The sequence below is a fragment of the Microtetraspora sp. AC03309 genome (genome assembly GCF_020826795.1).
Classification (GTDB): domain Bacteria; phylum Actinomycetota; class Actinomycetes; order Streptosporangiales; family Streptosporangiaceae; genus Microtetraspora; species Microtetraspora glauca.
This window is the reverse complement of sequence record NZ_JADDIL010000046.1, coordinates 1-20,626: the sequence shown is the minus strand read 5'-3', so window position 1 is coordinate 20,626 and position 20,626 is coordinate 1. Positions and strand designations below refer to the sequence as shown.

The 20,626-nt window shown below is 71.6% G+C and carries 14 protein-coding genes; 6 read left to right on the top strand and 8 right to left on the bottom strand.

Features of this window, described 5'->3' with window-relative positions:
- Window positions 1-88: 88 nt before the first annotated feature.
- The 4 genes from IMZ11_RS25190 to IMZ11_RS25175 all read right to left on the bottom strand — a co-directional run bounded on the left by IMZ11_RS25190 (window position 89) and on the right by IMZ11_RS25175 (window position 6,828).
- Window positions 89-1,867: an NAD+ synthase gene (locus IMZ11_RS25190; protein ID WP_228644819.1), complete on the bottom strand. Its 1,779-nt coding sequence runs from the start codon at window positions 1,865-1,867 to the stop codon at window positions 89-91.
- A 48-nt stretch (window positions 1,868-1,915) separates the two neighbouring features.
- Window positions 1,916-3,469 (bottom strand): BTAD domain-containing putative transcriptional regulator, encoded by a 1,554-nt coding sequence (locus tag IMZ11_RS25185; protein ID WP_228644818.1) that lies wholly within the window; start codon window positions 3,467-3,469, stop codon window positions 1,916-1,918.
- A 68-nt stretch (window positions 3,470-3,537) separates the two neighbouring features.
- Window positions 3,538-5,595 (bottom strand): sensor histidine kinase, encoded by a 2,058-nt coding sequence (locus IMZ11_RS25180; protein WP_228644817.1) that lies wholly within the window; start codon window positions 5,593-5,595, stop codon window positions 3,538-3,540.
- 12 nt (window positions 5,596-5,607) lie between these two features.
- On the bottom strand, window positions 5,608-6,828 hold the full coding sequence (locus tag IMZ11_RS25175) for an MFS transporter (RefSeq protein ID WP_228644816.1): 1,221 nt from the start codon (window positions 6,826-6,828) through the stop codon (window positions 5,608-5,610).
- A gap of 94 nt (window positions 6,829-6,922) precedes the next feature.
- Here IMZ11_RS25175 and IMZ11_RS25170 point away from each other — a divergent pair, with 94 nt between their 5' ends.
- The gene (locus IMZ11_RS25170) at window positions 6,923-7,885 is read left to right on the top strand and encodes a DUF5937 family protein (RefSeq protein WP_228644815.1); all 963 of its coding nucleotides are present in this window, start codon (window positions 6,923-6,925) and stop codon (window positions 7,883-7,885) included.
- Here the strand turns inward: IMZ11_RS25170 and IMZ11_RS25165 are convergent.
- Window positions 7,840-9,888: a sensor histidine kinase gene (locus IMZ11_RS25165; RefSeq protein ID WP_228644814.1), complete on the bottom strand. Its 2,049-nt coding sequence runs from the start codon at window positions 9,886-9,888 to the stop codon at window positions 7,840-7,842. The genes IMZ11_RS25170 and IMZ11_RS25165 overlap by 46 nt on opposite strands.
- Before the next feature lie 196 nt (window positions 9,889-10,084).
- On the opposite strand from IMZ11_RS25165, the gene IMZ11_RS25160 reads away from it, so the two are divergent.
- Both IMZ11_RS25160 and IMZ11_RS25155 read left to right on the top strand, forming a co-directional pair.
- Complete coding sequence (locus IMZ11_RS25160) at window positions 10,085-11,446, top strand: glutamine synthetase family protein (RefSeq protein WP_082776950.1); 1,362 nt, start codon at window positions 10,085-10,087, stop codon at window positions 11,444-11,446.
- Between the two features lie 201 nt (window positions 11,447-11,647).
- Complete coding sequence (locus IMZ11_RS25155) at window positions 11,648-12,409, top strand: hypothetical protein (RefSeq protein ID WP_228644813.1); 762 nt, start codon at window positions 11,648-11,650, stop codon at window positions 12,407-12,409.
- 123 nt (window positions 12,410-12,532) lie between these two features.
- On the opposite strand, the gene IMZ11_RS25150 is transcribed toward IMZ11_RS25155, so the two are convergent.
- The gene (locus IMZ11_RS25150) at window positions 12,533-13,393 is read right to left on the bottom strand and encodes an alpha/beta hydrolase (RefSeq protein WP_228644812.1); all 861 of its coding nucleotides are present in this window, start codon (window positions 13,391-13,393) and stop codon (window positions 12,533-12,535) included.
- Between the two features lie 119 nt (window positions 13,394-13,512).
- Here IMZ11_RS25150 and IMZ11_RS25145 point away from each other — a divergent pair, with 119 nt between their 5' ends.
- From IMZ11_RS25145 to IMZ11_RS25135, 3 genes are all read left to right on the top strand, one after another.
- Window positions 13,513-14,235 carry a type 1 glutamine amidotransferase gene (locus IMZ11_RS25145; protein WP_228644811.1) on the top strand — a complete coding sequence of 241 codons (723 nt, stop codon included), beginning with the start codon at window positions 13,513-13,515 and terminating at the stop codon, window positions 14,233-14,235.
- Between the two features lie 196 nt (window positions 14,236-14,431).
- Window positions 14,432-17,428: a bifunctional [glutamine synthetase] adenylyltransferase/[glutamine synthetase]-adenylyl-L-tyrosine phosphorylase gene (locus IMZ11_RS25140; protein ID WP_228644858.1), complete on the top strand. Its 2,997-nt coding sequence runs from the start codon at window positions 14,432-14,434 to the stop codon at window positions 17,426-17,428.
- Between the two features lie 195 nt (window positions 17,429-17,623).
- Window positions 17,624-19,129 (top strand): hypothetical protein, encoded by a 1,506-nt coding sequence (locus IMZ11_RS25135; RefSeq protein ID WP_228644810.1) that lies wholly within the window; start codon window positions 17,624-17,626, stop codon window positions 19,127-19,129.
- A gap of 32 nt (window positions 19,130-19,161) precedes the next feature.
- Here IMZ11_RS25135 and IMZ11_RS25130 read toward each other — a convergent pair whose 3' ends face one another.
- Window positions 19,162-19,665, bottom strand: a complete 504-nt coding sequence (locus IMZ11_RS25130) for a DinB family protein (protein ID WP_228644809.1) — start codon at window positions 19,663-19,665, stop codon at window positions 19,162-19,164.
- Between the two features lie 105 nt (window positions 19,666-19,770).
- Complete coding sequence (locus tag IMZ11_RS25125; protein ID WP_228644808.1) at window positions 19,771-20,433, bottom strand: pyridoxamine 5'-phosphate oxidase family protein; 663 nt, start codon at window positions 20,431-20,433, stop codon at window positions 19,771-19,773.
- Window positions 20,434-20,626: the final 193 nt, after the last annotated feature.

Here is a 20,626-nt window from a genome sequence, read left to right as displayed (position 1 = left end):
GTGAGCGAGCACGTTCGTCCGCTGAGCCCTCCTCCGTCATGGGCGGAGGAGGGCTCAGGTCTGAGGCCGGAGATGCGGGAGAGACGGATCAGCGGGTCGTCTCGCGCCACCGGTTCGTGATCGGCAACCGACGGTCACGGCCGAAGTTCTTCGGTGTGATCTTCGGGCCGGGCGGATACTGGCGCCGCTTGTATTCCGCCAGGTCCACCAGCCGGATGATCCGGCTGACCAGCTCCGTGTCGTGGCCGGCGGCGACCAGCTCCTCCCGGCCCATGTCTTTTTCGACGTAGTCGTCCAGCAGCCGGTCGAGCACGTCGTACGGCGGGAGCGAGTCGGAGTCGCGCTGGTCGGGCCGCAGCTCGGCGCTCGGCTCCTTGGTGATGGAGTTCTCCGGGATGGGCGGCTCGCCCGTGCGGAGCCGGAAGAACTCGTCGGGGCCGTGGGCGTTGCGCCACTCCGACAACTTCCAGACCAGGGTCTTCGGCACGTCCTTGATGGGCGCGTAGCCGCCCGCCGAGTCACCGTAGAGCGTGGAGTATCCGGTGGCCAGCTCGCTCTTGTTGCCGGTGGTCAGCACCAGGTGGCCGTGCTCGTTCGACAGGCTCATCAGCAGCATGCCGCGCACCCGGGCCTGGAGGTTCTCGGCCGCGAGACCGTGCAGGTCGATCTCCTTCTCGAACGCGGTGACGATGTCGGCGATCGGGACGGTCCGCGCGGTGACGTCCTGCCGCCGCACCAGCTCCTCCGCGTCGCCGACCGAGTGCTCCGAGGAGTAGCGCGACGGCATCAGCACCACGTTCACCCGCTCCGGCCCGATGGCGTCGGACGCGATCGTCGCGGCGAGGGCCGAGTCGATGCCCCCGGACAGGCCGAGGATGACGGAGCGGAAGCCGTTCTTGGTGACGTAGTCGCGCACGCCGAGGACGAGCGCGTGGTAGATCTCGGCGAGGTCGTCCAGCCGGGGCGCCACGGCGGGCGCCTCGGGGGCGTACGGCGCGACGGGTTCACCCGAGAGCTCCACCCGCTCGACCGTGATCGTCGTCCCGTCATGGGCGTCGACCGGGAACTCGCCGGGCTCGCCGGTGCCGAGCGGCAGTTCCAGGTCGGCGACGAGCAACTCCTCCTTGAACTGCGGGGCGCGGGCGACCAGCTCGCCGGAGGAGTCCACGATGACCGAGTCGCCGTCGAAGACGAGCTCGTCCTGGCCGCCGACCTGGTTGACGTAGGCGAGGGCGCAGCCCGCCTCGCGGGCCCGCCTCCCGACGAGCTCCAACCGCACGTCGTCCTTCTCCACCTCGTACGGAGAGGCGTTGGGCACGACGAGCAGCCCCGCGCCGGCCCGCGCGACGACGGAGACGGGGCCGCCGTCCTGCCAGAGGTCCTCGCAGACGGCGACGGCGACGTCGACCCCGCGCACCCGCACGACGGGCAGCCGGTCACCGCGCACGAAATAGCGGTACTCATCGAAGACGCCGTAGTTGGGCAGGTGGTGCTTGGCACTCCGGGTCACGACGCGGCCGCCGTGCAACACGGCCGCCGCGTCGAGCGGGGCGCCCTTCGGCTGGCCGGCGCGGGGTTCGAGATTCGCCCGGTCGACGTAGCCGGTCACGACGGGGATGTCGCCGAGGCCCTCGTCGGCGAGGCGCCGCGCCACCGTCTCCAGCGTCGCGATCGAGGCGTCCACGAAGGAAGTCCGCAGCACCAGGTCCTCCACGGGATATCCGGTCAGGAACATCTCCGTGAAGACCACCAGGTGCGCGCCTCGCTCGGCGGCGCGGCGCGTCCACTCGACGAGCCGGTCGGCGTTGCCGCTGAGGTCGCCGACGACGGGGTTGGTCTGGGCCAGGGCGATACGTAGTTGTGCCACAGGCCCAGCGTAGAACCCTCCGTCATTTGTCGTCAAAGCGACGATAAGTCAGCTCTCGGGAGACCCGGGGCTGACCAGGCCGCTCTCGTAGGCGAGGACGACGAGCTGCGCCCGGTCCAGCAGCTCCAGCCGCCTGAGCAGCGCGGCCACCTCGTCGGCGATCTCGTGTTCCGGGACGGCCAGTGTGACGGCGATCTGCCGGTTGGTGAAGCCGCGTGCCACCAGCTTGATCAGGTCGAGATCGGAGTCCGAGAGGCCCGCCGGAGCCGCGGGGTCGCGCCGCCCGGCGAAGGCGGCGATCAGATGCGTCGTGACCGCGGGGTCGAGCAGGGCGTCGCCGGCGACCGCGGCCCTGATCGCCGCGACGAGCTGTTCGGGAGGCGAGGTCTTGAGCACGAAGCCGCTGACCCCCGCGCGCAGCGCGGCGTACAGGTTGTCGTCGGTCCCGAAGGTGGTCATCATGATCACCTTCGGTGGCCCCTCGGCCGCCAGGATCCGCCGCGCCGCGGCCAGGCCGTCGAGGCGGGGCATCTGGATGTCCATCAGGACCACGTCCGGCCGCGTCGCCTGGACGACGGCGATCGCCTGCTCGCCGTTCTCCGCCTCTCCCACGAGTTCGAGGCCGGGCTCGAACTCGAGGACCACCTTCAGGCCGGTGCGAACCAGCGCCTGGTCATCGGCGATCACGACCCGGAGCTGTTCCGCCGAGACGGAGTCCGCCGCGGAGCCGGTTCCCGATCCGGTCGCCGTACCGGCCCCGGAGAGGGTGACGAAACCCGGCCCGGACCCGGCGGCGGACCGGTGGCCCGCCGCGGCGCCCGATGCGCCGGAGTCCCGGGGAGCGGGCGCGTCCAGGTGCGGCGCCTGCGAGAAGATGTCCTGCTCCAGCCGCTGCAGCGTGGGCCCCAGGTCGAGGCCCAGCTCCTCGCGGAGCACCTCGCGGGCCCGGCGCAGGGCGCCGAGCGCGTCACCCTGCCGTCCCGCTCGGTAGAGCGCGAGCGCGAGCAGCCGCCAGGCCTCCTCCCTGAGCGGGTACGCCGAGGCGTGCGCCTCCAGGTCGGGGATCAGCGCGCTGGTCCTGCCGAGCCGTACGGCGGCGTCGCCGCGGCGTTCGACGGCGAGCAGGCGCAGCTCCTCGAGTCGCTGACCCTCGGTCACCGCCCAGGGCAGGTCGAGGAACTCGGCCAGCGCGGGGCCCCGCCACAGGGCGAGCGCGGCCTCCATCTGCTCCAGCGTGCGCACCGGGTCGTCGCCGTGGTCGCTCTTGACGAGATGATCGAACCGCCAGGAGTCGACCTGCTCGACGGTGGCGCGCAGCGCGTATCCCGGAGGAGCCGAGACGAGGATCCCGGCCTGCTCGCGGGGCGCGCGGTCCGGTTCGAGCGCGCGTCGCAGCCGCGACACGTACCCCTGGATGGTCGAGAGCGCCTGCGCGGGCGGCTCGCCCGGCCACAGCTCGTCGATGAGCACGCCCACCGGTACGGCCCGGCCGCCCGCGACGAGCAGCCGGGCCAGCACGGCCTGCTGCCGTTGACCGCCCAGGTCGAGCACCTGACCATCGGATTCCGCCTGGAACGGCCCGAGAGCACGAAATTTCACCATCGCACCGGTAAGCGTAGGGCCATCCGGGAGAAGTGAGCAGTGCTCGATCCCGTCCAAAGGACGGACCGTTAACGGAGCCCGGCCCGGCCGGATCCCCGGTGGTGTCCGGCGAGCGACTCCGGCTGATCCCCGGAAAGCGGTTCGCCGAGGGCGGCCGTCAGGGGGAACCTGGCCTCGACGACGGTCCCACCCTCGGGGACGGCGACGATGAGGCAGCTTCCGCCCAGCTCCGCGGCGCGTTCCCGCATGGAGGACGTGCCGACTCCGGCCCGCCTGCCCTCGGGCAGGCCGATCCCGTCGTCGGTGACGCAGACCCGCAGGTCGGCGGCGTCCCGGCGCAGCGTCACTCGCACCCGGGTGGCCTCGGCGTGCCTGCGGACGTTGGTCAGCGCCTCCTGGACGACGCGGTACGCGGCCACCTCGACGGCGGCGGGCAGTCCGGTCGTCTCCCCCTCGATCACGACCTCCGCCGCGGGCGGCCCCTCCTCCGCCAGGGCGCGTACGGCGCCCGCCAGCCCGAGGTCGTCGAGCGCCGGGGGCCGCAGGCCGTACACGAGCTCGCGGATGTCGCTGGTGACGGCCTCCATGCCGGTGCGCAGGTCGCGCAGCAGATCGTCGGCCGTCGCGGGGGAACGCTTGAGGCTGAGCCGTGCCATGTTGATGGTCATCGCCATGCCGGACAGGGTCTGCCCGAGCCCGTCGTGCAGGTCCCGGCGGAGGCGGCGGCGCTCCTCCTCGCGGGTGGCGAGGATCCGTTCCCGGGACCTCTGGAGGTCGGCGGCCATCCGTACGGCGTGGGCGACGTCGGCGACGTGGGGGAGCAACGTGGCGATCACCCGCTCGTCGTGGGCGGCGGCGAACCGCCGCGCTCCCGGCTCGCCGATGAGGAGGCGGCCCACCGGCTCGCCGTGCCACACGAGGGAGATCTCCCGGGGGGAGCCGCCCACGTCACCGCTCTCGACGTAGCCGGGCCGTCCGTCGGTCACCTCGACGGCGGCGCCGTCGACGGCCAGGCCGTCCCTGACGACCGCGACGACGGCGGCCAGCGCGTCGGCGGGGTCGGCCCGGCGGACCTCCTGGGTGAGGCGGTCGGTGAGCACCCGGGGGTCGCCGACCCGGCCGTAGAGCATCCGGTCGACCGCGCGTAGGAGGGCGCGGCGCAGCGGCTGGAAGAACGCGCCGGAGAACAGCGCCGCCGCCAGTCCGGCGACCTGGTGGTATCCCGACGCGAGCAGGCTGGACAGCCCGCTCACCCCGAAGTAGACACCGCTGACCACGGCCAGCACACCCGCCGCGACGAAGGTCCTGCTGATCACGGTGTCGATGCCGTACAGGCGGTAGCGCAGCGCGGAGAAGAGGATCGCGAGGGGGATGATCGCGGTCCACGCCGAGGCGAGCACCACTGCGGACTCGCCGGCCAGGTAGAAGGCGACGTAACCCGCGAAGGCGACCAGCGGCCAGGCGATCTGGCGGCGGGTGACCGGGTCGGCGCGACGCAGCCGCACCACGAGGGACAGCAGCGCGGCCACCACGCACACCTGGACCGCGTAGAGCAGGACCTGCAGGACCAGGTCGTAGTACGGCGCGAGCGCCTCGATCGCCAGGGCGTTCGGGATGACAACGGGCCACGCGTAGGTCGCGGGATCCGGTGTTGGCCGCACGACGATCAGCACGATCTCCGCGACGGTCGCCACGGCGCCGGCCACGACCACCGGCCGCCAGCGGCGCGAGGGGAGCCGGCCGGTCGGCGAATAGAGGGGGAGCACGATCGCCAGCAGGAAGCCCGCGACGGCCCAGAACGCCACGTCGATCCAGCGGAGGACCCCGGCGACGGCGAACTCGCCCCACGCGGCGTAACGGAGCATCAGCGCCGCGAAGATCACGTTGCCCGCGCCGAGGAGCCCGCCGACACACATCAGCCAGGCGAGGCTCAACCGCGGACGCTGCCACACCAGGAAGGCGCCGACGAGTGGAAAGGCGAGGCCGACGCCGAGATCCGGGGACACCATCACCGGAGACCGCCACTCCGGAGGCAGCCGGAGTTGGACCAGCAGGCCGAACGACGTCAGGGCGAGTGCCGTAGCCGCCATGACGCTCGCGACCGTCCGGCCCCGTCGTTCGTCCATGCTGAACGGAAATTATGTCGGCATAAGTCGCTCATTGCCAGCGCGCCGACGGATCGCCGGGGCGAGGGCGACCATTCCGGCCGCGGCGAGGACGGCCAGCCCGCCGCAGGTGATCCACAGGATCGGCGCTCCGAGGGCGAGCAGCCGGGTGCCGACCAGCGGCGCGAGCATGGACGCGACCGACCACGCGAAGCCGTTCAGCCCGGCATAGCGGCCCCTCAGATGAGCGGGCGCCAGGGCGGCGACGATCGTGCCGGGAATGCCCGCGAGGACGATCTCGCCGAGGGTCCAGACGCCGACCGCCGTCCCGTGGCCGAGCGGCGACGACATCAGCGCGGTGAGCGCGAAACCGGCGCCCACGACCGCGAAGCCGACGGCCAGCACGAGGCTCGGGTCACGACGGGCCAGCCATGCGGTCGTCAGCGGCTGCACGAACACGATGAGCACGCCGTTGACCGCCATCGCGCCGCCGTACGCGCTGGTGGGGAGGCCCTGACCGGTCATCGCGAGCGGCAGCGTGGAGAAAGCCTGGAGGTAGACGAACGCGTACGCCAGGTTGATCAGCGTGAACCCGACCATCAGCCGGTCGCGCAGCACGTCGCCGAAGCCGCCGGGAGGGTTCTCCCCCTTGTCCGGCCGGGTCTCGGGGATCGCCCGCCACACCATGGCCCCGAAGACCGCGCAGGTGATCGCGTCGATCCAGAACAGGGTGGTGAACCCGCTCTCGGCCAGCCAGCCGCCCGCGACCATCGCGAAGGAGAAGCCCAGGTTGAGCGCCCAGTAGATCAGGCCGTACGCCCTGGGCCGGTCCTCGGGGGAGACCAGGTCGGCGACGAGCGCCTGTGAGGCGGGACGGTAGGCGTCGATCACCACGCCGAGCACGAACATCCCGGCCACGATCCCCGGGACGCTCGTCGTGTATCCGAGAGCGAGCATCGCGACCGCCGTCATCACCATGGCGCCGGTCAGCGTCACGCGCCGGCCGAAGCGGTCGGCCATCCAGCCCGCGACCGGCTGCGAGGCCAGTGATCCCGCGCCGAACACGGTCAGCACCAGGCCGGTCGTGGCCAGCGGCATGCCCCGCGACTGCGTCAGGTAGACGCCGATGAACGGCTCCACCATCGTGCCGAGCCGGTTGACGAAGGTGCCGCCGAAGAGGACCCAGAACGGGCCGGGGAGGCCTCCGATCCGTGATCGGAGGAAACCTGCCTTGGCGATGGTCGTGCTTGTCACCGGGCAAGCGTCGGACATGTGTTCGGTATTATGCGAACGATTTAGCCTGGACTAAAAGCCGCGTTCCGCCGGGGAAGTCGAGAAGGGGCCGGACATGACGATCGAGTGGCGCTTCGGCCCGGGAGACGTGGCGCGGCTGAGGTTCGCGTTCTCACCTCTGTGGGAGGTCGTGTCGAGCCTGCGGGTGTTGCGCGACCCGGCCGGGCACTCGCTCCACCTGCCGTGGCTGCGCGTCGTACGGCCCCGCCTGGCCGGGCTGGACCTCACCGAGTTGTTCGCGCTGGTCCCCATGCGGGGATACCTTCCGGACTTCCTGACGCCGCCGCCGGACACGCCGCTCCCGGACTTCGCCGTCGAGCTCGAGACGGTGCGGCGCACGCGGCCGCGGACCGCGGCCGAGGAAGTGGCCTGCGTGCGCTCCTCCGACCCGGAGACGCTCCGGCGGTTCGCGAAGGACCCGGAGGCCGGCATCCAGCGGGTGGCCGACACGCTTCGGGCCTACTGGAGGCTGGCCTTCGAGGAGTTCTGGCCGAAGGTCTACGGCCTGCTCGAGGCGGACGTCATGTGGCGTTCGCGCATCCTCGCGACCGGGGGAGTGCGTGAGCTCTTCGCCGATCTGCACGAGGCCGTCACCTGGCACGGCGACCGGCTGATGATCGACAAGTGCCACGACTTCGCGGGCCCGATCTCCGGAGACGGCCTGCTCCTCGTGCCGAGCGCCTTCTACTGGCCCGGCGTCGCGATGATGCACGAGCCGTACCAGCCGTTGGTCTACTATCCGGCGCGGGGCGTCGGAAATCTGTGGACGTCGGGGCGGCCGTGCACCCCCGGAGGGCTCGGCGCGCTCATCGGCCGGACCCGCGCGGACATCCTCACCGCGCTGGAGGAGCCGGCCTCGACCTCCGCGCTGGCCCGCCGGATGGAGCTCACGCCGGGCGCGGTGAGCCAGCACCTCTCCGTGTTGTCCGGCGGCGGCCTCGTCACCCGGCGGCGGATGGGCAGGGAGGTGCTCTACCGGCGCACACCCATCGGAGACGCCCTGGTGAGCAGCGCCTGACGATCGACGGGAAGCCGGGCGGTCACGGTGGTGCCCCGCCCCGGCTCCGAGGTCACGGCGCAGGTTCCGCCCAGCTCGGCGGCGCGCTCCATCATCGACGACATGCCCACGCCCGACCGCCGGTCCCGGGGAAGTCCCACGCCGTCGTCCGCGACCACCACGCGCAGCTCGCCGTCGCGGCGCAGCGAAACCCGCACCCGTCCGGCGCTCGCGTGCTTGCGTACGTTCGTCAGCGCCTCCTGCACGATCCGGTAGGCCGCCACCTCCGCCGCGGCCGGCAGCCCCGTGAGATCCCCCTCGACCTCGACGTCCGCCGCGAGGCCGGGGCCCGCCGCCTCCGCCAGCGCCCGTACGGCTCCCGCCAGCCCGAGGTCGTCGAGCGCCGGGGGCCGCAGGCCGTACACCAGTTCCCGGATGTCGGCGGTGACCATGTCCATGCCGGCGCGCAGCTCGCGCAGCAGGGAGTCGGCGCCCTCCGGCGAGGTCCGCAGGGTGAGCCTGGCCATGTTGATGGTCATCGCCATCGACGTGAGCGTCTGGCCGAGGCCGTCGTGCAGGTCCCGGCGCAGCCGCCGGCGCTCCTCCTCACGCGCGGTCAGGATGCGCTCCCGGGACCGGCGGAGCGCCGTGGTCAGGCGCATCGCGTGCGCGGCGTCGGCGACGTACGGCGTCAGCACCGCGATCACCCGCTCGTCGTGGGCGGCGGGGAAGCGGCGCCTGCCCGGCGGGCCGACCAGCATCAGGCCCACCGGCTCGCCATGCCAGACCAGCGGGATCTCCCTGGCCACCCGGCCGGCCTCGCCCGAGGTCGTGGTGGTCCCGTCGATCTCCACCGCGATCCCGGTGACCGACAGGCCCTCCCTGAGGACGTCCAGGCAGGCGAGCAGGCCGTGCGCGGGGTCGGCCTGCTGGAGCCGTCGCCGCAGCTCGGCGGCCAGCGTCATCGGGTCGCCGCGCGAGCCGTACAGCATGCGGTCGGCCAGGCGCTGGAGACCGTGCCTGAGCGGGTGGAAGAACGTCCCGGCGAACAGCGCGGCGGCCAGCCCGGCCAGCCGGTCCACCTCGGACAGGAACAGGCTGGAGGCGGCGCTCGCCAGCATGTACACGCCGGCCACGACGCCGACCAGCCCGGCGCCGACGAGGGCGCGGCTGATCAGGGTGTCAATGCCGTACAGGCGGTAGCGCAGGACGGCGACCGCGATGGCGGCGGGCACCAGCGGGATGGTGAACGAGGCCGCCCACCAGATCGGATCGCCGACCAGCCAGGGGACGATGAGACCGGTGAAGGCCGCCAGCGGCCAGAGGATCTGGCGGCGCTCGGCCGGGCCGGCCCGCCGGAACCGCACGGCCAGCGACGCGAGGGCCATCCCCATCCCGGCCGTCACCGCGCCGTCCAGCACCCGGGCGACCACCTCGTGGTACGGCGCGAACGCGGCCACCGCCCACGGGTTGTGCCCGGTCAGCGGGGTCGCGGGGCCGATCAGGTCGCACACCCATCCGAGGACGAGGGCGGCCGCGGCGAACCCTCCGGGGATGCACCAGCGCTTCGACAGGATGCGGCCGGTCGGGTAGAGCAGCGGCAGCAGGACGCCCAGCGCGTACGTCGTCAGGCACCAGACCGCGTGCGCGAAGAGCACGATCGCGGGGACCGACGGATGCCCGCCGTTCTGGACGATCAGGGCCGCGACGTTGAGGCTGAGGATGTTGACGGCGGCGCCGAGTCCTCCGAGGCAGAGCAGCCAGCCGAGCACGAGCCGCGGCCTGGCGATTACCAGCAACGCCCCGAACAGCGGGAACGCGGTGCCCGCCATGTCCTCGGGTGCGAACGGCAGCGGCGTGTAGGACGGCCGCGGGAGTCGCGCGGTCACCCAGACGTCGGTCAGTTCGAGGCAGGCCGACACGACGGCGATCGTGACCGCCGCGGCCCTGGCCCACGATTCGGGCACTCGCATGTACCGGGACGCCACGTTCCCATGGTCTCCGGTGTCAGGTTCGTCACTCATGGGCTCCCCGGCCCCTGGCTCGCGCACGGCCACCGCCCTTCAACCGGCACGTTGATCACGGGCACCGTAACGGCCGCGGATCGCCTCCGAATGAACGACCGATCAACGGCGGTGTGCCGTTCCCTCGTAATGCAGGCGAAACACGCAGGGGGCACACTGGTACGAGACCAGACGTGTAGTTTCCGAGGGGTACGCCGTGGACCGCCAGCAGGAATTTGTGCTCCGCACGCTCGAAGAGCGCGACATCCGGTTCATCCGGCTGTGGTTCACGGACGTGCTCGGCTTCCTCAAGTCGGTGGCGATAGCGCCCGCCGAGCTCGAAGGGGCCTTCGCCGAGGGCATCGGGTTCGACGGGTCGGCGATCGAGGGCTTCTCGCGCGTCTACGAGTCCGACATGCTGGCCAAGCCGGACCCGTCCACCTTCCAGATCCTGCCGTGGCGCAGCGAGTCGCCGGGGGCGGCCCGCATGTTCTGCGACATCCTCATGCCGGACGGGTCGCCGTCGCACGCCGACCCTCGCTGGGTGCTCAAGCGCACGCTGGCCAAGGCCGCGGACATGGGGTTCACCTTCTACACCCACCCCGAGGTGGAGTTCTTCCTGTTGCGTGACCGGCCCGAGCGCGGGGAGCGGCCCATGCCGGTGGACGAGGGCGGCTACTTCGACCACACGCCGCACAGCGCGGGCCACGACTTCCGCCGCAACGCGATCATGATGCTGGAGTCGATGGGCATCTCGGTGGAGTACAGCCACCACGAGGGGGCTCCCGGCCAGCAGGAGATCGACCTGCGGTACGCCGACGCGCTGACGACGGCCGACAACATCATGACCTTCCGCCTGGTGATGAAGGAGGTCGCCCTGGAGCAGGGCGTCTGGGCGTCCTTCATGCCCAAGCCCTTCACCGAGTACCCCGGCTCCGGCATGCACACCCACATGTCGCTGTTCGAGGGCGACAGGAACGCCTTCTACGAGCCGGGCGCCGACTACCAGCTCTCCAAGGTCGGCCGGTCCTTCATCGGCGGCCTTCTCAGGCACGCCGCCGAGATCACCGCGGTCTGCAACCAGTGGGTCAACTCGTACAAGCGGCTGTGGGGCGGCGCCGAGGCGATCGCCGGAGCTGGCGGCGAGGCGCCCTCCTACATCTGCTGGGGCCACAACAACCGGTCCGCGCTGGTCCGCGTCCCGATGTACAAGCCGCACAAGGGCGGGTCGACCCGCATCGAGTTCCGGTCGCTGGACTCCTCGTGCAACCCCTACCTCGCCTTCGCGGTGATCCTCGCCGCCGGGCTCAAGGGCATCGAGCAGGGGTACGACATGCCGCCCGGCGCGGAGGACGACGTCTGGGCGCTGACCAGCGGCGAGCGCAGGGCGCTCGGCATCCAGCCGCTGCCGCAGTCGCTGGACGAGGCGATCTCGGTGATGGAGCACAGCGAGCTCGTGGCCGAGACGCTGGGAGAGCACGTCTTCGACTTCTTCCTCCGCAACAAGCGGAGCGAGTGGAGCGAGTACCGCCGCCAGGTCACCGAGTTCGAACTCGGACGGTACCTCCCGATCCTCTGACGGCCGGCCGGCGTCGTCACCTCGCGTCACGACCCGGTCGGCGCGGGGGATCCGTTGCGTCATCGTTCCGTCACGCACGGCCAACATGGCCGACATCCGGGTCTGTTTAACTTCTCTTAATCGGAGAAGCGTAAAATCGGATAGTTGGTTACGACTGATGCGGATGGACCGTAATTGGTACGTAGCGTTGGAGGGTGTTGCATGACGACGGCTGCCGGGCTGCAGACCGTTCTGACCGTTCCGGAGCGCTTCCGGGGCCCCGAGGGAACAGCCAACGGCGGCTGGATCTCGGGAACGCTGTCCGGTCTGCTGACCGGCGTGGGTCATGACTCGGCCGTCGAGGTCACCCTCCATAGACCGGTGCCGCTGGAGACGGAGCTCGGTGTCGCGCACGTGGGCAACACCCTCGCCCTCGGCGACGCCGAGCGGCATCTCGCCGAGGCCATTCCGGTCGCCGAGCACCTGACGCCGCCGCCGTTCGTGCCGTTCACCGACGCCGCGCGGGCCGAGGCGGGCTTCGCCGGTCTGCGCGGGCACGCCATCGCCGGATGCTTCGCCTGCGGGCTGCGCGAGCCGGGCGACGGCCTGCGCATCTTCCCCGGCCCGGTCCCGGAGGCCGGCGCCGTCGCCGCCGGCTGGCGGGTCCCGGTCAACGTGACCGACGAGGACGGCGTCGTACCCGACTCGATCATCTGGTCCGCCCTCGACTGCGTGACCTTCTGGGCGCACTTCGGCGGGCCGGACGCGTCGCCGGACGACCACCCCCAGCCGGGCCAGTCCGCCCTCCTCGGCCGCCTGACCGCGCAGGTCTACCGCCGGGTCTACCCCCTCGGCAGGTACTCCGTGGTCGGCCGGGTCTCGGGCCGCGAGGGGCGCAAGCTCTTCGGCGAGAGCGCGGTCTACGAGGTGGACGGCACCCTGGTCGCCGCCGCCAAGGCCACCTGGATCGTTCCGCGCGCCTGAGCCGGTGGCATCCGGCCCGACGAGCGTCCGGCGGCCCGTGGTCCCCGCGAGAGCGGGTGAGACCACGGGCCGCCGTCCGTTTCCCGGGCGGGCCTTCCCGAGGGCGGTCCTCCCGAACGGTGGTCAGCCGGTGGTCAGCCGGTCCACGACGGTACGGACGCAGCGGTCGTCGAAGACGATCGTGTAGTGGTTGCAGTCCTCGACGACCTCGTCCTTGAGACCGGGGAGCCGGCCGGTCCAGTGCGCGGCGAGATCGTCGGGGAGCATCCCGACGTCCTGGTTCAGCAGGCCGCGCGGCGCCCGCAGCAGGCTGAGCGGCACCGTGATGCTCTCCAGCGCCGCGCCGATCTCCTCCGCGCCGGTCAGCAGCCACCGGCCGTCCTGCCGTACGGCGTCCTCCTGGGCGCGGGACCTGACGGCGTCGGACGGGCCGGTCGCGTCGTACCGTACGTACTCCTCCACGAGGGGAGACCAGCCTCCGGCGAACGCCGGGTGGACCTTGAAGAAGCCGATGTAGTCGTCCACGCTCGGATAGGTCTGGCTCAACCGCGCGATGGCGGGGCCGAGTGTGAGTTCCAGCACCGCGTCCGGATCGGCCCCCGGCGGCATCGGCAGCGGAAGCCCGCCGTCGATCAGGACCACCCTGGAGTAGTCACGCCTCGCGCCGTGCAGGGCGGCGACGTACGCGCCCATCGAGTGGCCGGTGAGCACCGCGGTGTCGTCCGCGCCGACGTGCTCGGCGACGAGGTCCAGGTCCTCCGCGTGCCGCGGCAGGCCGTACGGGCCGGGGACGTCCGCGCTGTGGCCGCGCCCGCGCAGGTCGACGGCGACCAGCGACCATCCGGCCGGGAGCGCCTCGCCCACCGCGCGCCAGGCCATGAGAGAGGCGGTGATGCCGTGCGCCGCGATGATCTGGCGCGGTCCCTCGCCGAACGTGGCGATCCGCAGCTTTCCACCCGGTACCGCGACCTCGTCGAACCGCATCGGCTCCTCCTGCAATGAAAGATCTTTCCGGCACTGTTCCCGGCACTGTACGGCAGCGACACCACAAAAGGTACGTCCAGTGACAGACGTGTAATTTCTTCCCCCTTATGCTCGTCGGCATGAGCGAACGTGTCGTCGTGATCGAGCATGAGGTCGGCGCGGGCCTGGGATTCTTCGCGGGCTGGCTGGAGGACGCGGGGATCGGATACGAAATCGTCCGGCCCCACCGGGGAGAGGCCGTCCCCACGGACCCCGGAGCCGGGCTGGTCGTGCTCGGCGGATCACCGTCGGCGTGGGACGACGACGGGTGCGCCTGGCTGCCGGACGTCCGGCGCCTGATCGTCGGAGCGGTGGAGAGCGGCGTCCCGACGCTGGGCATCTGCCTCGGCGCGCAGCTCATGACCATCGCGTGCGGCGGCACGGTCGAGCGCGGAGCGGACGGCCTGGAGATCGGGCTCTGTTCCGTCGAGCTGCTCCCCGAGGCGGCGGGTGACCGGCTGTTCGGCCCGGTCGCGGAGGCGATGCCGGAGCCGGAGGCCGTGCAGTACCACTACGACGCGATGACCGAGGTTCCCCCCGGCGCGGTACGGCTGGCGACGGGATCGCGCTACCCCAACCAGGCGTACCGGCTCGGCGAATCCGCGTGGGCGGTGCAGTTCCACCCGGAGGCGACGGCGGAGATCTTCATGAGCTGGACCGCCGAGGGTGAGCTGGCCGATCAGGACGTCGCGGAGCTGGACCGCGGCGTGAAGGAGGGCGAGGCGAACCTCCAGGCGGCGTGGCGCCCGCTGGCCGAGGGCTTCGCCGCGGTGGTGCGGGAGCGCCTCACGGGAACACCGTGAGGCGGGAGGCCCGCGCCCAAAGCGCGTGATGGCCTGATTACGCAGAGAAACCGCTAAGGACGGCGCACAAGCCCACGGGTTACCGTGTGCGCCGGGGGCGGCGCGCGGTCCGGCGCGCCAGAGCCGATCTTAGCGAGGAGGCTTCTCCCGCCATGTGTACCGTTGCTGGGAAGGCCCGTCCACGATGGCCGATGTGATGATCGACGTCGAGCTGGAAGAAGGCACGGTGAACGCCGACTCCCGGATGCAGACCACCGCGGGGCGCCTGGCCAGGCTCGGATTCGCCGACGGTGCCAGGGCCGAGCGGCTGCTGGACGAGCTCGGTCCGGAGGCGGTCGGCGACCTCGGCCTGCTCGACGACCTGATGGCGACCGCCGACCCCGATCTCGCGCTCACGTCGCTGAGCCGCCTGGTCGAGCGTGACCCGAGCGTCCTCGGCGCGTTCCGGGCCGATCCGGCGCTGCGCGCAAGGCTGCTCCGCGTCTTCGGCCTGAGCGCCGCCCTCGGTGACCACGTCGTCCGGCACCCGGAGCACCTGCGGCTCCTGGAGAACACCCCCGAGAGCCCGGACCGGCCCACCGACCGCGAACTGCGGGAGGAACTGTCGGCCGCGGTCTCCCCGTTCCCGAACGACCACCGGGCCGCGATCGAGGCGCTCCGCGTGGCGTACCGGGGCAGGCTGCTCCACCTCGCGGCACGCGACGTGATGAGGGAGTCCTCGTTCGCGGAGACCGCCGCCGAGCTGTCCGACCTGGCCGGCGCGGCGCTCGACGCCGCCCTGACCATCGCGCGCGCCGAGGTCGCCGACGCGGGTGACGTGCGGCTCGCCGTCATCGGGATGGGCAAGTGCGGCGCGAGGGAGCTCAACTACATCTCCGACGTCGATGTGATCTTCGTGGCCGAGCCAGGGGACGGCGCCGACGAGACGAAGGCGCTGCAGATCGCGACCAGGCTGGCCCAGACCATGATGCGGGCCTGTTCGGAGAGCACCCCCGAGGGCTCCCTCTGGGAGGTCGACGCGGGCTTGCGTCCCGAGGGCAGGATGGGCCCGCTGGTCCGTACGCTCGACAGCCACCTGACGTACTACCGCCGATGGGCCAAGACCTGGGAGTTCCAGGCGCTGCTCAAGGCGAGGCCGGTCGCCGGAGACCTGGAGCTCGGCCAGGAGTACGTCGCGGCGGTCAACGAGCTGGTCTGGCAGGCCGCGGCCAGGGACAACTTCGTCGAGGACGTGCAGGCGATGCGCCGCCGGGTGGAGGCCCAGGTCAGAGCCGGCGACGCCGAACGCCAGATCAAGCTCGGGCCGGGCGGCCTGCGCGACATCGAGTTCGCGGTCCAGCTCCTCCAGCTCGTGCACGGGCGATCCGACCCGCTGTTGCGTCGCCGGGCCACGCTGTCCGCGCTCGCGGCCCTGTCCAGAGGCGGATATGTCGGGCGGGAGGACGCCAAGGCGCTCGCGGAGGCGTACACCTTCCTGCGCCAGGTCGAGCACCTGATCCAGCTCCACCGGCTGCGCCGTACGCACGTCGTGCCGTCGGAGATCGCCGACCTGCGCAGGATCGGGCGCGGGCTCGGGATGACGAGCGATCCCGTCGGAGAGTTCACGACCACGTGGAAGCGGCACGCGCTGGAGGCGCGGCGGCTGCACGAGAAGCTGTTCTACCGGCCCCTCCTCCAGGCCGTCGCGCGGTTGCCCGAGACCGAGACGCGGTTGTCCACCGCGGCGGCCACGGCCCGGCTCGAAGCGCTCGGATACACGGACGCCGAAGGCGCGCTGCGCCACATCGCCGCCCTCACCAGCGGAGTGTCCCGCCGGGCCGCGATCCAGCGCACCCTGCTGCCGGTCATGCTCGGCTGGTTCGCCGACGCCCCGGATCCGGACGCGGGCCTCCTCGGGTTCCGGCAGATCAGTGACAAGCTCGGGGCCACCCCGTGGTACCTGCGGTTGCTGCGCGACGAGACCGCCGTCGCCGAGCGGCTCGCCCGGCTGCTCGGGACCAGCCGCTACGTGACCGGGCTGCTGTTGCACGCGCCCGACGCCGTCGCGATCCTCGGCTCCGACGCCGAGCTCGCCGTACGGCCCGCAGCGGCCCTGGCGGGCGAGGCCGCCGCGGCGGTGGACAGGCACGGCGAGGAGGCGGAGACCGCCGTCGCCGCGGTCCGCGCGCTGCGCCGCAGGGAACTGCTCCGTACGGCGTGCGCGGATCTGTCCGCACTGCTCGACATCGAGCAGGTGGGGCAGGCGCTCTCCGCGCTGAACGACGTGACCATCCAGGCCGCGCTCGACGCCGCGATCAACAAGGTGAGCGTCGAGCGGCGGGAGGTGCCCCCGACCAGGATCGCCGTGATCGCGATGGGCCGGCTGGGCGGCATGGAGAGCTCGTACGCGAGCGACGCCGACGTGATGTTCGTGCACGCGCCGCTGCCGGGAGCCGCCGACCGGGAGGCGACGGACGCGGCCCACGCCGTCGCCGAGGAGCTGCGCAGGCTGCTCGCCCTGCAGGCCCCCGATCCGCCGCTGCTGGTGGACGCCGGGCTGCGTCCCGAGGGAAGGCAGGGGCCGCTGGTCAGGACGATCGCGTCCTACAAGGCGTACTACGACCGCTGGTCGTCCCACTGGGAGGCCCAGGCGCTGCTGCGGGCCCGGTTCTGTGCCGGGGACGCCGCGCTCGGCGCCGAGTTCATCGACATGATCGACCCGGTACGGTACCCCGCCGAGGGCATCCCGGCCGACGCGGTACGGGAGATCCGCAAGCTGAAGGCCCGGATGGAGGCCGAACGGCTGCCGCGCGGCGCCGACCCCGCCCTGCACACCAAGCTGGGCAGGGGCGGGCTCTCCGACGTGGAGTGGGTGGCCCAGCTCATCCAGCTCCGCCACGCGGGAGCCGTACCCGCGCTGCGTACGACGCGGACGCTCGACGCGCTGCGTGCCGCCGTGGCGGAGGGACTGCTGTCGAGCGAGGACGAGGCCGCCCTCGACCGGGCCTGGCGGTTCGTCTCCCGGATCAGGGACGCCATCATGCTCGTCAGGGGCCGCGCCGGGGACATGATCCCCACGGCCGTCAAGGAGCGGGCGCTGATCGCGCGGGCGCTCGGCTACCCGCCGGACGGTTCCGAGGACTTCATCGAGGACTACCGCCGCGTCACCCGCCGGGCGAGGGCGGTCGCGGAGCGCGTGTTCTACGAGGACTGATCGTCAGGGCCGGACCGCGTGATCTTTCTGGTGCGGCGGTGACGCGTGCCGTGATGTGCCGAGTCCGTTGCGCCCCGACGACACGCGGGTGTATCAACAGTCCGGTTGGCGTCCTCCCCTTCGTGAAGAGATCGACGTACACGACCGTTCCGTGTTCCCCCCCCGGCCTGAAGGCCTCCGCGCTGTAGATTCCCGGTGATCTCTGTGATCTCGTATTACACCGACCTCGCCCTCGGCCTGGTGCTCGCCTTCCTGTTGTTGTCGCTGCTGGTCAGCGGCCTGAACGAGGGCATCGTCCGGCTGCTCGGCATCCGTAGCAAGTTCCTGTGGGCGTACCTGCGCGACACGCTCGACGGCGCGGAGGTCGCAGGCAAGGTTCCGGCGGTGCTCCGGTGCCTGATGCGCGCGCTCGACCGGTTCAAGGGCGTCGGGCGCTGGCTGCGGAACCGCCTGGCCGACCTGCTCCCGCAGTCCGGCACGGGGCGGTCCAGGCTGCCCGCGACCGTGCTCGGGGTGTTCGCCATGCTGCCGTTCGGCCGGGATCCGCGACCGGCCTTCAGCGCCCAGCCCGCACCGGTGGAGAGCCCGCCGCTCGCGCCCGCTCCCGGCACGGTCGCCGCCGAGGCCGTCGCCGCCGACATGACGGCCGGCATGACGGCGGATCTGACGGCGGATCTGACGGCGGACAAGACGGGGGATCTGACGGCGGCACCGGCCCACGGCCTGTCGGGCCTCGCCGTCCTCTCGACGCAGGGGATCGCGACACCGGACATCGCCGGCGTCGGGCTCGCCGACCCGGCGCACGGGCCGGGACAGGCGGACCCGGAGGAGACCGGACCATCCCCATCCCCATCCCCCTCCTCGTCCGCCGACCCGGCTCAGGCGGGGGCACAGGCGGGAGTTCCGGAAGGGACTGATTCAGGGACTCAGCCGGTGGTTCCGGCGGGGGAGGGCAAGTCCCTGGCCGAGCTCCTCCACGAGCGGCTGCAGGAGATCGACCATTCGACGCGGGGCAGGACGAACATCGCCCAGATCCCTCCCTCCCGCTTCGCCGTGGCGATGATGGAGATCGCCACCGACATGGGCGGCGTCGAGCGGATGATGCGGGACCTCGACACGCTCAAGAGTCCGCTCTACCGGCCGCTCAAGGCCGTATGGGACCGGGCGTCCCACGACGTCGACGCGTTCCGCAAGGGTGTCGAGGACTGGTTCGACGGCGAGATGGAGCGGCTGACGATTCTCTACCGGAGGTACGTCCGCTGGGTGATCGCCGTGCTCAGCCTCACCGTCACGGTCCTGTTCGGCATGGACGCCCTGGAGTACGGCAAGTCGCTGCTGAACGACAGCGCCTACCGCAGCTCGGTGGCGGCGTTCGCCCAGTCGGGCCCCGACGCGCTGGCACCGTTGAAGGAGCGGTGCGAGGCGGGCCAGGACACGTACTCCTGCGTGACCGAGGTGCTCAGCACGCCGGCGTTCGTGCAGATCTTCACGCACGCGCCGGTCGCGGTCGACATGAGCGCCGACGCCGGACCGGCCTGGACGTGGCGCGGCGGCGACTGGTGGAGCCGGGTGTCGTCCCCGGCCCACTGGCCCGGCTATCTCATCACCCTGATCGCGCTGCTGTTCGGCGCGCCCTTCTGGTGGGACATCCTGCGCCGCGTCACCGGCATCCGCTCGCGCTTCTCCACCCCGGAGAAGTGACCGTCAGCGCGTGAGCACGCATTGGGACGGGGTCAGTCGCCGGTGACGCCGTCGGCCATCTCCCTGAGGATGTCGATGTGCCCGTTGTGCCGGGCGGTCTCCTCGATCAGATGCATGATGATCCAGCGCAGTTCGACGTGCTTGCCGTCCCGGACCGGGCGCTTCGCCAGGGTGTCCAGCTCCATGGACGCCACCAGTTCGCGGTAACGGGCGCACTGGGCCTCGTACTCCGCCAGCAGCTGGGCGATCGGGAAGTCCGGGCCGATCCGCATCTCGCGGTCGGGGTCCTCGCGCGTCCACGGGCCCTCGTCCTCCTCGCCGAGGAGAACGACCTGTATCCAGGAGTACTCCACCCAGCGCAGATGGCTGACCAACCCGGAGATCGTCATGAGCGGCGAGCCCGGGAGGGGAGCACTGGCGGCGTTCTCGTCCGAGAGCCCCTCACACTTGGCGTGAACGGTGGCACGGGCGTAGTCGAGGAAGGTCGTCAGCATGGTGCGCTCATCGAAGGACGAGGGCATGTCGGTGCGTGTCATGCGTCGCATCCTTCATGGGCGCGTTCAGGCTGTCCAGCCAATAAGCCCGGGGCCGGACAACCTTGGTGCGCCGACGGCTCCTCCGTACGGGCCGGCCTCCCGCGGTCAACGAGTGTGGCGGGTACCCGGCTGGTAGAGGCGGGTGGCGTATCCGGGCCCGTAGTACTGCTCCAGCTCCTCCAGCGTCTCCTCCGTCTGCTGGACGCTCTTGACGATCCGCGCGTGCGACGGCAGCACGTCTGGATTCCACGTCTCCGGCTTCCACAACGACGAGCGGAGGAACGCCTTCGCGCAGTGGAAGAAGATCTGCTCGATCTCGACGATGAGGGCCAGCTGCGGCCGGTGCTCCTTGACGATCATCTGGTCGAAGAACGGCGCCTCGCGTACCAGCCGGGCCCTGCCGTTGATCCGCAGTGTCTCCGTACGGCCCGGCACCAGGTAGATGAGGCCGACGTGCGGGTTGGCCAGCACGTTGAGGAAGCCGTCCGCCCTGCGGTTTCCCGGCCGTTCCGGGATCGCGATCGTGGTGTCGTCCAGGACGAGGGTGAACCCCGCCGGGTCGCCCTTCGGGGAGACGTCGCAGGTCCCGTCCGCGCCGGCGGTGGCGATCAGGCAGAACGGCGAGGCGGCCAGCCACTCCCGGTCCCGTTCGTGCAGTGACACACGCTCCTTGGTGACCGCCCTCGGCATCGGATCGCCCAGCAGCTCGCGGAGCTCGGCCTCCGAAGTGATCTCCACCAACTCTGTGAACCCGGCGCTTTCCGGCATGCCCTCTCCCATCGTTGTGTGCGATCAGCCGTTGCCGAGCATACTTCGTGGCTTTTCGTCCGATTGGGTGTCTCCGTCGTCCACGGCGTCGCACGCGTTCGACCTCGCACTCCGAGCGCCTCCTGCTTCGCCGGACGAAGCCGGCGCGATCCGAGTCAGGGGGTGGGCGTATCAGTCGTGGGGGTGCGGCGGG

What these genes read in the sequence shown, in the direction of transcription:
- IMZ11_RS25170 (WP_228644815.1), top strand. Translation starts at nt 6,923, where the DNA reads ATGACGATCGAGTGGCGCTTCGGCCCGGGAGACGTGGCGCGGCTGAGG.
- IMZ11_RS25180 (WP_228644817.1), bottom strand. Translation starts at nt 5,595, where the DNA reads ATGGACGAACGACGGGGCCGGACGGTCGCGAGCGTCATGGCGGCTACG.
- IMZ11_RS25125 (WP_228644808.1), bottom strand. Translation starts at nt 20,433, where the DNA reads ATGCCGGAAAGCGCCGGGTTCACAGAGTTGGTGGAGATCACTTCGGAG.
- IMZ11_RS25145 (WP_228644811.1), top strand. Translation starts at nt 13,513, where the DNA reads ATGAGCGAACGTGTCGTCGTGATCGAGCATGAGGTCGGCGCGGGCCTG.
- IMZ11_RS25150 (WP_228644812.1), bottom strand. Translation starts at nt 13,393, where the DNA reads ATGCGGTTCGACGAGGTCGCGGTACCGGGTGGAAAGCTGCGGATCGCC.
- IMZ11_RS25140 (WP_228644858.1), top strand. Translation starts at nt 14,432, where the DNA reads ATGATCGACGTCGAGCTGGAAGAAGGCACGGTGAACGCCGACTCCCGG.
- IMZ11_RS25155 (WP_228644813.1), top strand. Translation starts at nt 11,648, where the DNA reads ATGACGACGGCTGCCGGGCTGCAGACCGTTCTGACCGTTCCGGAGCGC.
- IMZ11_RS25130 (WP_228644809.1), bottom strand. Translation starts at nt 19,665, where the DNA reads ATGACACGCACCGACATGCCCTCGTCCTTCGATGAGCGCACCATGCTG.
- IMZ11_RS25185 (WP_228644818.1), bottom strand. Translation starts at nt 3,469, where the DNA reads ATGGTGAAATTTCGTGCTCTCGGGCCGTTCCAGGCGGAATCCGATGGT.
- IMZ11_RS25165 (WP_228644814.1), bottom strand. Translation starts at nt 9,888, where the DNA reads ATGAGTGACGAACCTGACACCGGAGACCATGGGAACGTGGCGTCCCGG.